Genomic DNA, 14,064 nt, shown 5'->3' with positions numbered 1-14,064 from the left:
GCGGTCACGATGCAGTGCACGTCGGCAGCGTTTCGACATCGCCGCCGGCGGCGATCACCTCGACCGCGCTCACAGACTCCTCCAGCGTCGATGTGCGAATCACCTGCAACCCGTCCGGAACATGACCGACGACCTCAGCGCAGTTCGATTCCGGCGCCAAGAAATAGTCCGCACCGGCATCACGGGCACCGTACAGCTTCTGGCGAATTCCCCCGATCGGTCCGACCTGACCCGCGGCGTCGATCGTGCCGGTACCGGCGATGTCTTGGCCGCCGGTCATCTCACCGGAGGTGAGCTCGTCAATGATCCCGAGCGCGAACATCATTCCGGCGCTGGAACCGCCCACGTTGTCGAGCTGAATCGTCACGTCGAACGGGAAATCGTATGTGGTCATCAGCTGGATGCCGACAAGCCAGGTGTCGACCCCGTTCGAGGTGCCCAGCTCGGGTGTGATCTCAACCTGCTTCTGCGCTCCATCGCGCAGTACGGTCAGTTGCACCGGGTTGCCCTTCGCCTCCTGGATGCCAGCGCGCAGCTCTTCGGCATCCTGGATCTGAGCACCGTCCAGCGCCGTGATCACGTCGTCTTCGAGTAGTAAGCCCTCAGATGGTGATTCTTCGATCACTGAGTAGATCTGCACGGCAGCACCGGTGTCGTAGCCCAGATGATGCAGCGCTGCCGCAGTCGCCTCGTGCTGCGAATCGACCATCATCAGCGCATTGTTCTCATTGCGCTGCTCGCTGGTGAGACCCTCCGGGAAGATCGCGTCGATGGGCACGACCGCGCGCGAGGAGTCCATCCAGGCCAGAGCGAGTTCGAACCAGGACGGTGTGCGCTCCCTGTTGCCGACCACCTCGATTGTCGTGAGGTTCAGACTGCCACTGGTCTCGAATGTCTCCGCGCCGTCGATCGCGATGAGCGGCACCTGCTCGCCGTCACTGCTGGTCGCGGTTCCCAGCGTGTCGTAGACGGGGCCCGGCCGCTGGATCACATAAGGCGTCGGCAGGAACGTCAGCACGACAAGCGCGATGAGCGCGACGATGAGCGCCCAGACGCCGAGTCCGACCCGGGGTGTGCGGGATTGAGACAAGTGGTTCCTCCGTCGTTCGCGACCGGCGTACAGCGATCTTCCTGTGATGGGGCCGCTAAGGGACGCCTGCAACTAGCGTAGATGGCACGGCTAGCGACGTGCTGAGAGGCGACCGACATGGCAGACAACGAACCGAACCCCGAGGACTTCCAGGAGTTCCTCCGAAAGATGATGTCCGGCGAGGGTGGCGGAGACTTCGATCTCAGCGCGTTGCAGAACGCGTTGGGCGGCCCCGACGGTATCAACCTCGATCCTTCGATGATGGCTGCTCTCATGCAGCAGTTGCAGGGCGCGTTCAACGGTGACCCGTGGGAGAACACTCTGCGACAGGCACTGCACATCGCCAACCAGGAAGGGCAGGGGATCACCGACGGATCTCGCTCGTCCGTTGTCGACGCATTCGCGCTCGCGAATCTGTGGCTCGGTGAGGCGACGACCATTTCGGAACTGTCCGAGGCTCCGCAGGCGATGACGCGCGGCGAGTGGGTCGAGAAGACGCTTCCGGTCTGGAAAGAGATTGCCGGTCCCGTCTCGACCAGCATCGCAGATGCACTCACCGGAGCACTGGACACCCAGGTCCCCGAAGACATGCGCGATGCGATCCAGGGTGCGGGAAAGCTCATGCGCGGTCTCGGCGCATCCGTGTTCGCCGCCCAATTCGGGCAGGTGCTCGGCAACCTGTCGCTCGAGGTCGTCTCCGGTGGTGATGTGGGCATCCCGGTTCTTCCGGCTGGAACTGCTGCCGTGATTCCGCAGAACATCGCCGATTTCGGCACCGGACTCGAGATTCCGGAAGACCAGATCTCGCTGTACCTCGCAACACGAGAGCTCGCCTACGCGCGGCTGTACCGGCACGCGAAATGGTTGCACCTGCATGTGATGTCGCAGATTACCGACTTCGCCCGCGGTGTGACCGTCGATGTCGAAGCACTCGAGGACGTCGCCAGCAGGCTGGATCCCTCCAACCCTGAAGAGCTGCGCGCAGCGATCGAGGGCGGCGAACTGCTGCCAGCTCAGACCGAGGCGCAGCGCGAGTCGCTGACCCGGTTGGAGAACATCATCGCGCTGATCGATGGCTGGGTGGATGTCGTCACGAATGAGGCGACCTCACGTCTCCCGGACGGTGCGCGTCTGGCTGAGGCCGCTCGACGTCGACGGGCGGTCGGTGGGCCGGCCGAGGATGCTCTGGGAGCGCTGGTCGGGCTGAAACTGCGTCCGCGTCGCATGCGCGAGGCGGCCGACATGTGGCGCAAGGTGACGGATGCCGTCGGCATGGCCGCACGCGACTCTCTCTGGGACTACCCGGATCTGCAGCCGACAGCAGCGGACATCGACGACCCCACCGCGCTGATCGAACGCCTCCAGGCGCGTGCCCGGGGCGAAGAGCCGGCAGCCGACGAGTTCGATGAGGCTCTGGCCCGTCTGCTCGACGGCGAGGATTTCACCGACGGCAGCGGCAACCAGGGTGGCGAGACTCCGGTCTGACCGGCCGGATCGCCGCAGCATCCACTCGATCTGCACAATCAGGCGATGCGCAGAGTTGTCCACTGATCACGCTTTGTCGTCCCGCGGCGGCCTCGGAGTGAGCAGAATCGGGTCATGCCCCCGATCACGCCGCCGACGCTGACACGCCTCGATCCGGCGTACCCGCTGCTGTGGCGCGATGCCGATACCGTGCAATTCGGTCTCGAAGGCCGCGTGCTGATTGCGCTGTCCGAGCCCTGGATCGAACCGCTGCTGCAGGCGATGCGCACAGGCTTCCGCCGACGCACATTCGATGTGATCGCCCATGCGAACGGCGCGCCGAGAGAGGCCGCGCGCGAACTACTGCGCCAGCTGCGTCCTGTGCTGTGCACCGACAGCCCCAGCCCGCCACCGGTATGGATCGAAAACCTCAACGTCGCGGATTCACGCGTGCCGGTGCGACTGGAGAGCGCGCTGGCAGAGGAGGGGTTCGTCACTGCTGAACGGGCAGCGGTCGGTGCGGTGGGGATCGTTCTGGTGCATGGCGCAGCATCCGCACACCAGTTGGTCCCCTATCTGCGCGATGATCTGCCGCACGTGCCGGTGGCGTTCGAACCGGGCGGCACCACGATCGGGCCGCTGATCGTTCCCGGTCGCACGGCTTGCTTGGCTTGCCGCGACGCGCACGAACGAGACCGCGACCCCGCTTGGCCGGCGATGCATGCGCAACTGGTCGCCGCGACATCCGTTCCCATCACCGGCGCACGCGCTGCCGAAGCTGCCGTGCTCGTGGCCCGAATCCTCACCGAGTCGGGGAATGCGAAACGCACGAAGAGCGTGCGGATCAGCCCCGACGGACGCCGCGTGTGGCACGCGGTGACATTTCACGCAGAATGCCGGTGCCGCGAGCAGTCGTTCCAATCTCCTGAACGAACCGCGATTGCTGCCGCTCCCGGTGACCGGCCGCACGCGACCACGAGAGATCAAGCGTTCGCGCAGCGCGCGTGATGCCCACGTAGGCCAGCCGCCGTTCCTCGTCAATGGACTCGAAACTGGTGGCGTAGCCGATCGGCAGCGCACCTTCCGCCCACCCCACCACATGCACGTGCGGCCATTCCAAGCCTTTTGCCGCATGGAGCGTCGACAGCGTGACCGTCTCCATCGCCGGCTCATGCTGATCTTTAGCCCGCGCCATCAGCGTGTCGCTGAACGAGCGCAGCGTGGTCTCGGCCGGGGCTTCCTCGGCCAGGCGAAGAATCGCCCGCCGGGCTTCCCAGCCATCGCGTTGGGCACCTCCGGCTGCCGGCGGTTCGTCGCTGAGTCCCATCTCGCGCATCACCCGACGCACGTTAGGCAGGAACCCGCGCTCGGTCGGAGCAACGGATGCTCCGCGCAGCGCCAGCACCGCCTGACGAACCTCCGGCAGATCGAAGAAGCGCTTCCCGCCCAGCACTGTGGACGCGATTCCTGCTTGTGCCAGCGCCTGCTGGATGACAGCAGACTGCGAATGCGCCCGGTACAGCACCGCGATCTCCGAGGCTGCCGCACCCAACTTCAAGCGCGCGGCAACCGCCTTCGCGACCCCGGCGGCTTCGTCGGTTTCGCTGTCGTATGCGGTGATCGTGGGCGGGTCCGCGGTCAGCGACTCCCGTGCCGCCACGAGCTCGAGCGCACCGGGGCGGCCCTTCATCAGCGCGTTGGCGGCGGCAAGGATCGGCGGCTGGGAACGGTAGTTCGTCTCCAGGCGCACCACCGTGGCATCCGGGTAGGTGCGACCGAAATCGAGCAGGTACTTCTGATCGGCGCCGGCAAAGGAGTAGATGGTCTGGCTGGCGTCGCCAACCACGCACAGGTCGCGGCGCTCCCCCAGCCAGAGCTCCAGCAGACGATTCTGCAGCGGCGAAACGTCCTGGAACTCATCGACGGTGAAGTGCCGGTACTGCTCATGCACAGACGCCGCGACGCGCGGCTCGGCCTCGAGCATCCCAGCACACGCCAGCAGCACGTCCTCGAAGTCGAGCTGGCGACGATCGTCCTTCAGCATCTCAAAGGCCTGCTGCAGCTCGGCGAGCTGCTCGGTGTTCACCCGACCCACCGATCGTCCCAGGGCCGCGTGCTGCTCGATGGAGAGCATCGAGACCTTGCGCCACTCGATCTCGCTGGCCACGTCCCGCAGGGTCGCGGTATCCAGTCGGATCCGCAACTGCTCCCCCGCTTGTGCCAGCACGCGAACCTTGTTATCGATGATGCTCGGCGCGGGAGAACCCGCGAGCGTAGGCCAGAAAAAATTGAGTTGTGAAAGGGCAGCCGCGTGGAACGTGCGCGCGACGACGCCCTGCACGCCGAGGGCCCGCAGGCGTCCCCGCAGCTCCCCGGCGGCCTTCGAGGTGAAGGTGAGCGCGAGCACGCGGTTGGGCGAGTACGCTCCGGTGTCCACCCCGTGTGCAATCCGATGCGTGATGACCCGGGTCTTACCGGTGCCAGCGCCGGCGAGGACCGCCACGGGCCCACGCAGCACAGATGCTGCCTCGCGCTGATGTTCGTCGAGGCCGTCCAGCGCGCTCACTTCGACTCGTACCAGTCCACGATCAACGCTCGCGCGATGGATGCCGGGCCGGGCAGCCCCACCGGACCATCGCCGGCCAGCGCACTGGCGATCTCTTCGCGGGTGAACCAGCGAACGTCGATGATCTCCTCGCCGTCTGCTCGCGCGTCCCGCTCCTCAGATGCTGTCGCCCGAAATCCGATCATCAGCGAACGCGGATACGGCCACGGCTGCGAGGAGATATACCGCACGCTGTGCAACAGCACCCCGGCTTCCTCTTCGATCTCCCGATGAACGGTCGATTCCAGTGACTCGCCTGCTTCGACGAATCCGGCGAAGCAGGAGTACATCCGCCCGTGCCAGTTCGCGTTGGCGCCCAGCAACAGCCGCTCGCCGTCTTCGCTCTCCACCGCGACGATCACTGCTGGGTCGGTACGAGGAAAAAGGTCGAGCGCGCACTGCGCGCATCGACGTGACCAACCGCCTTGGCGCAGCTCGCTCTCGGAGCCGCACATGGTGCAGAACCGAGCGTCACGTAGCCAGGACGCGAGCGTTACAGCTGCAACCAGCATCTCCGTGTTCTCGGCGTCGAGCAGTCCCCCGATATCGCGCAGGCCCATCCAGGTCTCTGCGGGAGCCGCGTCGATGGAGTCGGTCAGCGAAGCGGCGGCCGCGACCAGCACGATCGTTCCGTCTTCGCGTCTTCCCAACAGGCCCCACTCGGCCTCACCGACCTCGGAGGGTGCGACGGTGAGCAGTGCGTCATCCTCGACCCGCGCGCGTCCTTCTCGGACGACAACGACCTGCGCGTCATCAGATGTGCGAAGCGAGTCGAGGATGCCCGGCTCGTCGCGAATGTGTCCTGCACGATCGAACACGGTACGAACTGTCATCGACTCCCTCTCTCGCAGGCGTGGCGTAGGCGAATCCGCCCCCTGGCCGACCTACCCTGGGGGCATGGCACGGTCTCCCTTCACTCTAGCCGCGGCGGTCACCGCTGCACTGTCCGGTGCGGAGGTCGTCGGTGTGCGCTCTTTGACCGCAGGCGGCGATGGACGTTTCGATTCGGCAGTGGCAACACTCTCCGATGGCAGCGAAGTCGCCATCCGTGTCGGCGACGATGACGAGACTGCGCGTGAGCTCGCCGCCGAGTCGATCGCGCTGCGCGCATTGACCGCGGGAGCGCGCTCGATGCTGCCGTTCCGCGTGCCGGAGTTCCTCGGCGAGACGCAGCTCGCCGAGGGCCGCGCGCTCGTCACCAGCCTGCTGCCCGGCTTCCAGATCGAGGCGGCCCATGTGCCAGCAGGTCGCGGCGCCGCGCAATCGATCGGCGCCTCGATCGCCGCTGTGCATGCCCTGCCAGCTTCCGTGGTGCGCAGCGCCGGGCTTTCCACCCGCAGCGCCGAGGAAGCACGCGCAGACATCCGCCAGCTGGTGGATCGCGCGTCCGCGACCGGACGCGTGCCCGCACGCCTCACCGTGCGCTGGCGTGAAGCGGTCGGCGACGATGACCTGTGGCGATTCGAATCGGCAGTGACGCTCGGCGGTACGCACGCCACATCATTCCTCTTCGAGGATGACCCAGAGCAGGGCCCTGAAGTCGTCGGCATCCTGGATTGGCATGGCCTGTCGGTGGGAGATCCTGCGGTGGATCTGACCTGGCTCTCTTCGGCCCCCGAGGCTGCGGACGATGTGCATGCGGCCTATACCGCGGCGTCCGATCGCGCACCGGATGCGGCGTTGGCTGTGCGCGCCCGGCTGCTGGCCGAGCTGGAGTTCGCGCGCTGGCTCGTGCATGGGGATAATCTGCGCCGCCAGGACATCATGGATGATGCGGCGGACCTGCTCGAAGCACTGTCGGAGGGGCTGCGCGAGCGTGATCTCTCTGTCATCGCATCGCGCAGCGAGGGTGTGGACTCTGCGTTGGATGCGCTCGATCACGTGCCGGCGACGGCTGCTTCGGGATTCAACACCTCGATGCAGACGGACGCATACAGCCCGGAAGATCTGATGCTGGGTGAGGATGCCGCTGAGATCGTCGAGCACGACGCCACCGAGGACCTGTCCAACGTCGTCGAGTCGGGCCTCGTGCCGCGCGCACCCGGCGAAAAGCCTGGCTTGTCTGCAGATGGCGACGCCCGAGGTTCCGAAAGCGGAGCCGATCCGGCTGGCGAGGCTCAGCGCGCGGCCCGCGCTGCCCTCCAACGCTGGACGAGTTCTTCCTCGGAGTAGACACGATCGCCGCGGATCACCAGATCGTCGGCCACGTAGTACAGCGCGACGTCGATCTCCTCCAGCGGTACACCGAAGCGCCGGTGGTAGGCGAGCCGGTACAGCGCCAGCTGCAGCATCCGCTCATCCTTCTCGGTTTTCGTGCGCGGGGCCTTGCCAGTTTTCCAATCGACAATCTCGATACGCCCGCCCCGGTCTTCGCGACGGTAGACCGCGTCGAGTTTGCAAATGACGATATGACCGTCGCTTCGCCCCGGTGACTCTCGCTCTGCGCCAGCGGCAGAATCAGGGTCGCCCCCTGCCCCGAGCGCGAAGTTGATCTCGATCTCGACGGCGATGGGTCGCAACGGTGCCCATTCGCTGCTCGCGAAGATCTCTCGCAGCCGCTCGAGATCGACTTCATCTGCAGCCGAAACGCTCCAGGGATCGGGCTGCTCGTCATCGGAATCCCACAGCGCGCTGTCGGGGCTGGGGCCTGTTCCCACAAGACCGGATCGGTGTTCGACCCAGGCGTGAAACAGCGTCCCCAATCGCGTCTGCCGGTACGGCCGCTCGGGCATGGGCCTGGCCAGAGCGAGCACAGTGCCGTCGAAGTCGGTGACATAGTCCTTGAACTTCGACGCCGGAACGCGGGTGGGCGGAGCCATTCGGAGGCCACGCTGACGCTCCGCCCGCTCCGCGAGCAGCCGTTCCAATTGCACGGTCGGCGCTGGCTCATCAACCACAGCGCGCACCAGCGCAGCCGCTTCTTCGACTGCAGTGCGGCGCCCGCCGAGCGGGTCCATCGGCCACACGCTGGTTTTGCCCTCTCCGGCGTAGGGATTGTCTGCGTCATCGACCACCGTGATCGGGTCTAGCCCGAGCGCCTCGATCGCTTCGCAGAGATACGCCCCGGCCGCACGTGGACTCTTCTGCCCCGCCCAGTGCGATCCGGTCAGCAACAGATCGGTCCGTGCCCGCGTGACGGCGACGTAGGCGAGCCGGCGTTCCTCCTGCTGCTGATAGTCGCGGTAGGAATCCTTGAAGACGGTGAGCGCGCCCGGAGCGGTCTTGCTCTTACTCGTCAGTGACGCCACTCCCGCCTTCAACCGCTTCGCCGGATCCGGCTCGTCATCGATGGGCGGGTTCCAGCTGAACGTCGGCAGCGCCGCACTGTCACCGCGCAGCGCGAACGGCAGCACGCCGAAACCGAACCATCCCGAGGTGTCCGTGGGTCGGGAGGGAAGCTCGCCCTCGACCATGCGCACAACCGCGACCGCATCCCATTCCAAGCCCTTGGAGCCGTGCACAGTCAGCAGCTGCACCACTCCCGGCTCCGGCGGCTCAGGCCGCGGCATCAGCTCATCGGTGCTCTCGGCTTTCTCCAGCCAGGCCAACAGGCTCGAGATCGTGCCTCTGTCGTCGGCGGAGAGGAAGGCACGCACTTCATCGACGAATGCTCGAAGCTGGGTCGCCGCAACCCGCGCGGGCCCCCTGGTCTCGTTAGCGGCCAGTTCGATATCCAGACGCAGCTCCGTCTCGATGAGTCGGATGAGCTCGGGAATGGGCTGTGCCGAAGCCCGACGCAGCCGCTCCAGCATCTCGCCGGCCGCGCGGATGCGCCCGCGCCCCTCCGGCGTGATGTTTTCGAGAAGCCGATAGTCGTCACGGAGTCCGCGCACCACGTCGACCGCATCGACGATCGAGACGGCCTCATCTGCTCCGCGTGACGCGCGAATGCGGGCGCGCAGCTCGTCCGGAAGCGGCAGCAGTGAGCTGTCCCGTCGCGAGAGCTCGGATGCCAGGTCGTAGAGCGCACGCATATCGGCAACGCCCACCCCGAAGCGGGGCCCGACCAGCAGGCGGATGAGCGCTGAGCCCGCGTTCGGGTCGTGCATCACGCGCAACGCCGCGACGACATCAACAACTTCGGGAGTTGCCAGCAATCCGCCGAGTCCGAGGATGCGGTGCGGAATGCCCCGGGCGGCGAGCGCCTCGGCGAATGTCTGCATGTGCCGTTTTGATCGGAACAGGATCGCACCCGTGTGCGGATTCGCCAGGTCAGCATGTGCCGCGCGGCGTTCGGCGAACCACTCGGCCACTTCGGCTGCTTCATCGTGCACCGTGAGCGGATAGCGCACGTCCACAGCGCCGACTCCGGCTCCCGGACGAGGCTCCAGCGGGGGCACGTCGAGTTCGGGGCGGCGCAGCGGCTGCAGAACACGGTTGGCGATAGCGAGGATCGAGCTGTCGTTGCGCCAGCTGGTCATGAGGCTGTAGCTCTGGGTCGGAGCATCCCGAGCGAAGGTGCGCGAGAACGCGTACAGGTTGTCGGCGCTGGCACCGCGCCAGCCGTAGATCGACTGATGGGGGTCCCCCACTGCCATGACCGCACTATCGCGGAACAGTTCGGCGAGAAAGTGTGTCTGGATCACCGAAGTGTCCTGATACTCGTCCAACAGCACCACGCGGTGCTGCTCACGCAGGTCGTCGCGAACATCGGGCGATGACTCGACGATGTCGTAGGCACCACTGACCTGGTCGGCGAAATCGAGCACGCCTCGGCGGTGCTTTTCAGCGATGTAGTCGCGCACCAGAGCGGCCAGCGTCGGCAGGGCGAGCAGGTTGTCCGCTGCTTTAGCGATGTCGCCGTTGCTGCGGTACGGCTCGAACGCCCGTGCCTGCTCGAGGGTGATCCGCTCAGCGCGCGCGAGGTCGGCACGATGATCGAGAGTGTCGCCGGCGAGTCGCTGGACGGCGTCGACGACTGTTCCGAGGGCGTAGTCGATGCCCTCCAGTTCGGGAAGCTCCGCTCGCAGCACCACCTCGCGGGCCAGCATCCAGGACCCAGCCTGGCTGAGCATGGCAACGTCCGAATCTCGCCCGATTCGGGCGGCGTGCTCGCGCACGATCGAATCGGCGAACGCGTTGTATGTAGACACCCGGGGCCGGATCATCAGGTCTTCCGCCGTGCGCAGGGACGTCGGGTCCCAGCCGGTGTCGAATCGGGCGGCGAGTTCATCGAGCACGTGTGTGCGCAGGAGCACGCGCTGCGCGCCCGTTGCGGCGTCGTTCACTCGTCGCAGCGCATCCGAGGCGACGATCTGCGGAATATGCGGCAGAAGACCGCGCTGACCGAACTCGTCGATCACCGCCAGCCGCGCGGCAATGCGTTCGGCGAGCTCTCCAGCAGCTTTGCGTGTGAAGGTCAGCCCGAGGATCTCATCGCGTCGCACATGTCCGTTGGCAACCAGCCAGACAACGCGGCCCGACATCGTCTCGGTCTTGCCACTACCGGCACCGGCGACGACCAGCGCTGGCGTCGGCGGTGCCTCGATGACCCGCTGCTGCGCCGCCGTGGGCGGCGGCTGGCCGAGAGCGGCGGCGACATCGAGCGCGGAAAGCCCCGACCCCTGGCTGCCCCACCCGGTCATGAGCTGACCGCCGGGACCGTGTGCACACGGCAGGGGTGAACCCGCCACTGCATATCGGCGCAGTGCGCTTCGACATGCGCGGTGAAGCTGTCACCTGACATCCCCCTGGCGGCGGCGGCGAGTCTGCTCAAGAACTTCGTCCGCGGTTCACCGGTCAGAGTGTGCTGATGGGCGATCCGGTAATCGCTGCCCGACAGCGTGTTGGCCACCAGCAGCAGACGCGCACCGGTGAGCGCCCCGGCGCTGGCACCCTCGACCAGCCCCTGCTCGACAGCGATCTGATACGCCGCGAGCTGTGCATGCTCATCGACTTTCACGCCGGAGGTCGGCTCGTTCTTCCCGGTCTTCAGATCCACGACGACGATGCGCTCTCCGTTTTCTCCCGCTCCCATATCGGTCCAGCCACGGCCGCGGGCCGCTGCATGCTCTCCCCCACCGGTCGGGTACGCCTCGACGCGGTCGATGAAACCATGCACGATCGCCCGATGTGGACCGGATATCTCGTCGCCGACACGCACCGCTGGCACCGCATCAACGCTCGTGCCTTCAAGGTCAGCTTGCTCGGCGACGTCCACCGAGAATCGGAACTCGACCTCGCTGGCGAGCACCCGACCGCGTTCGGATGCGACTTCGCCGAGGTAGGCGTGCAACCGCTCGATGTACAGGTCGGCACGGCGACGCTCCTTGCGTCCGATCCATTCGGTATCGAACTCGAGTTCCGGCCAGCGTTCCGCGAGAACAGCCTGCAACTTCTCCAGGTCGCCATCCGGGACCGTCTCCATCGCCTCGTGGATGATCGTGCCCATCCCGGCAGCCGGCGGCAGCACAGTATCGCCGCCCAGCGCCGAGATCGCCCAGTTCAGCTCGCACTCTTCAAACGACTCCATCTTCGATGGCGAGACACGGGCGGCCTCCGCAGACAGGTCGTGCAGCGGCGCGGTCGTCGACATCGGAGTGATTCCGTACCAGTCCTGCGGATCTGCACCGGGGATGCCTTCACGGGCGAGCACCGCCAGCTGCCCGGCCGCAGCCGCGCGTGCGTCAGCGTCCGGCGAGCTGGTCAGAGTCCGGCGATGTTTGGCGACCAGGCCGCGGAGGGTGAGCGGATGCTCGGCGGCGGGATGGGCAGAGACCGGCGGAGGTTCGGGCAGGAACGAGAAAAAGGGGCTCGGGCTCGTGCTGTCGTCGTCGACCGCGGTCACCACGATCCGCGAGCGGGCACGAGACAGGGCGCGCACGAACAGCCGCAGTTCGTCGTGGAGTGCCGCACGGCGTCGATCGATGCTGTCCGGCGTGGTCGCCGGAGCGCCCGCACGTGTGGCGAGCACAGCATCCGCCAGCCGCCAGGTCTCCAGCAGCCCACCGCGCAGACGCACATTCGGCCACACACCATCCTGCACGCCGGCGACCACCACGGCATCGAACTGGGTCCCCAATGCCGTCGCCGGCGTCAGCAGGGTAACCAGTCCCGGTCGATCCGGGGTGGAGAGAGTGTCTTCAGGAACCTCGCTGTCGAGAATCTCACGCACGAACGTCTCGGCCGGCTCATTGGGAGTCCGCTCGACGAACCGTTTGGCCGCATCGAAAAGCGCCACCAACGCGTCCAGCGCGCGAGAGATCTCACCGCCGCCGGGCTGTCCCGCAGCCTCGCGCCAGTACTTCTGCAGCTTCGAGCCGTTCTGCGCCCTCGCATCGTCCCAGATTCGCCAGAGCAGTTCATGGATCGTTTCGCCGGCGGCGATGGCATCCGCCGTCTGAGACAGAGTCTTGGCGAAACGGGCTGCCGCTCGAGCTTCCGGAGCATCCACAAAGGTGAAATGCGTGGGAAATGCCATCGCCTGGCGCAGCAGCTCCGACGCCGGAGTCGAGCCGCCATCGGCGAGTTCCAGGTGTCTCAGCCGCGCGCGCAAGCGCCGCAGGCCAACGGCATCCATCCCGCCGAATGGCGAGCACAAGGCGTCGACCAGCGCCTCCGGCGCGCGGTCGTCAGGATGCTGCACGGCAAGCCGGACGATGCCGACGATGTCGCGGACGACGCCCTCGCTGCCGAGTGGACGCTGCACACCGGCGGCGCGAGTGGGCACCTCGCGAGCGGCAAGCTCTGTCTCCAACGCCGTCACCTGTCGCGTGTCATGTGCAATGACGGCCATGTCGCTCCAGGCGATGCCGTCGCTCAGGTGCCAATCCCGCAAAATGCCGGCGATGCGGTCGACCTCTTCATAGGGTGAAGGCGCGAGAAATGCCTGTACACGGGAGTCGGCGACCTCGGGGGTGGGTCCGGGTGCGCGGCGGTGCTCGACACGACCAGCAACACCGATGGACTGCGTCACCCGGCGGGTCAGATCGGTCAGAGCCGGTATCTGCCGGTGCGGCGTGTCCAGGACGAAGACCTGGGCAAGGACTCCCGAGAGCTCATGGAACAGCTGCGGGCTGGCCCCGCGGAACGACCCGGAGGAGATGTCAGGGTCGCCGAAGGCGAGAACGGAGATGCCGCGCGCGCGCAGTGCCCTCACCAGGGTGATGCCACCGCGGGTGATCTCCTGCGCGTCATCCATCAGCACCACGCGAAGCGGTGCAAGCGGGCCGAGGTCTGCGGCATCCGCCGTCTCGAGGATCGCGGCAGCCTCGCTGATGAGGTCGGCGCTGTCACGGTAGGCGGTGCGCATCGACGCAAGCACCGCGCGGTACTCCTCGATGAAGGATCCGGCAGCCTGCCAGACCGGTCGCCCCGATGCCTGCAGCTCGTCCGACAGCACACCGAGTTCCCGGCACTCGGCGAGCAGCGCGCGCAGTTCGGAGCGGAATCCGGTTGAGGCGCGAACACTCGGTCCGAGCGCTTCCGGCCAGCGCGACGGCGCCCCCGACGCTTCATCCTCATCGTCGCCCGCCAAAAGGTCGGCGATGATGCGGTCCTGGTCGGCTCCCGTCAGCAGCGCCGGGGGCTCCTCCCCGGCACGCACCATGGCCCCGCGCACGATTTGAAAGGCGAAAGACCCCACCGAACGCGCCAGCGGGCCCGGAGTCGCCTGACCGATGCGCACACCGATGCGGTCGCGCAACAGTGTGGCGGCCTGCCGGTTCGGGGTGAGAACGAGCACCTCTTCCGGCGCCAGCACACCGACGCTGTCATCTTCGGTGAGCAGGTGCGCGACACGGTCGATCAACGTGTGCGTCTTTCCTGTTCCGGGTGCACCGATGATGACGCCGGAGGTGTCGACCGGGGCCGCGACCACGGCGCGCTGTGCAGCATCTGAGGTCATGACTTCCACGCTATCGGGAGGCCCGGACATCAGCCGAGCCGGGGTAGAGTTGGGCGCAGT

The 14,064-nt window shown here is 66.7% G+C and carries 7 protein-coding genes; 2 read left to right on the top strand and 5 right to left on the bottom strand.

Annotated elements, in window-relative coordinates:
* Positions 1 to 4: 4 nt before the first annotated feature.
* Positions 5 to 1,090: a YlbL family protein gene (locus tag ACSS7Z_RS05470; protein ID WP_438253470.1), complete on the bottom strand. Its 1,086-nt coding sequence runs from the start codon at positions 1,088 to 1,090 to the stop codon at positions 5 to 7.
* A gap of 117 nt (positions 1,091 to 1,207) precedes the next feature.
* On the opposite strand from ACSS7Z_RS05470, the gene ACSS7Z_RS05465 reads away from it, so the two are divergent.
* Positions 1,208 to 2,575, top strand: coding sequence for a zinc-dependent metalloprotease (locus ACSS7Z_RS05465; protein WP_438253469.1), 1,368 nt, complete (start codon positions 1,208 to 1,210; stop codon positions 2,573 to 2,575).
* Positions 2,576 to 3,398: 823 nt separating this feature from the next.
* Here ACSS7Z_RS05465 and ACSS7Z_RS05460 read toward each other — a convergent pair.
* Both ACSS7Z_RS05460 and nudC read right to left on the bottom strand, forming a co-directional pair.
* Entirely contained in the window at positions 3,399 to 5,120 is a 1,722-nt protein-coding gene (locus ACSS7Z_RS05460; RefSeq protein ID WP_438253468.1) for an ATP-dependent helicase, read from the bottom strand.
* Complete coding sequence (nudC, locus tag ACSS7Z_RS05455) at positions 5,117 to 5,992, bottom strand: NAD(+) diphosphatase (RefSeq protein WP_438253467.1); 876 nt, start codon at positions 5,990 to 5,992, stop codon at positions 5,117 to 5,119. Before nudC ends, ACSS7Z_RS05460 begins: the two co-directional genes overlap by 4 nt.
* 64 nt (positions 5,993 to 6,056) lie before the next feature.
* Between nudC and ACSS7Z_RS05450 the strand changes: the two genes are divergently transcribed.
* Positions 6,057 to 7,331, top strand: a complete 1,275-nt coding sequence (locus ACSS7Z_RS05450) for a phosphotransferase (RefSeq protein ID WP_438253466.1) — start codon at positions 6,057 to 6,059, stop codon at positions 7,329 to 7,331.
* Here ACSS7Z_RS05450 and ACSS7Z_RS05445 read toward each other — a convergent pair.
* Complete coding sequence (locus ACSS7Z_RS05445; RefSeq protein WP_438253465.1) at positions 7,277 to 10,744, bottom strand: ATP-dependent helicase; 3,468 nt, start codon at positions 10,742 to 10,744, stop codon at positions 7,277 to 7,279. The two genes, ACSS7Z_RS05450 and ACSS7Z_RS05445, sit on opposite strands and share 55 nt — an antisense overlap.
* On the bottom strand, positions 10,741 to 14,004 hold the full coding sequence (locus tag ACSS7Z_RS05440; RefSeq protein ID WP_438253464.1) for an ATP-dependent helicase: 3,264 nt from the start codon (positions 14,002 to 14,004) through the stop codon (positions 10,741 to 10,743). The genes ACSS7Z_RS05445 and ACSS7Z_RS05440 overlap by 4 nt, the downstream gene beginning before the upstream one ends.
* Between the last annotated feature and the right edge of the window lie 60 nt (positions 14,005 to 14,064).

Origin of the sequence: Microbacterium wangyouchuni, from assembly GCF_051546305.1 — a bacterium.
Classification (GTDB): domain Bacteria; phylum Actinomycetota; class Actinomycetes; order Actinomycetales; family Microbacteriaceae; genus Microbacterium.
The sequence above is the reverse complement of the archived record's forward strand: the minus strand, read 5'-3'. Positions and strand labels throughout refer to the sequence as shown.

Coding starts and splice junctions, on each gene's coding strand:
- ACSS7Z_RS05465 (WP_438253469.1), top strand. CDS start 1,208: ATGGCAGACAACGAACCGAACCCCGAGGACTTCCAGGAGTTCCTCCGA.
- nudC (WP_438253467.1), bottom strand. CDS start 5,992: ATGACAGTTCGTACCGTGTTCGATCGTGCAGGACACATTCGCGACGAG.
- ACSS7Z_RS05450 (WP_438253466.1), top strand. CDS start 6,057: ATGGCACGGTCTCCCTTCACTCTAGCCGCGGCGGTCACCGCTGCACTG.
- ACSS7Z_RS05445 (WP_438253465.1), bottom strand. CDS start 10,744: ATGACCGGGTGGGGCAGCCAGGGGTCGGGGCTTTCCGCGCTCGATGTC.
- ACSS7Z_RS05440 (WP_438253464.1), bottom strand. CDS start 14,004: ATGACCTCAGATGCTGCACAGCGCGCCGTGGTCGCGGCCCCGGTCGAC.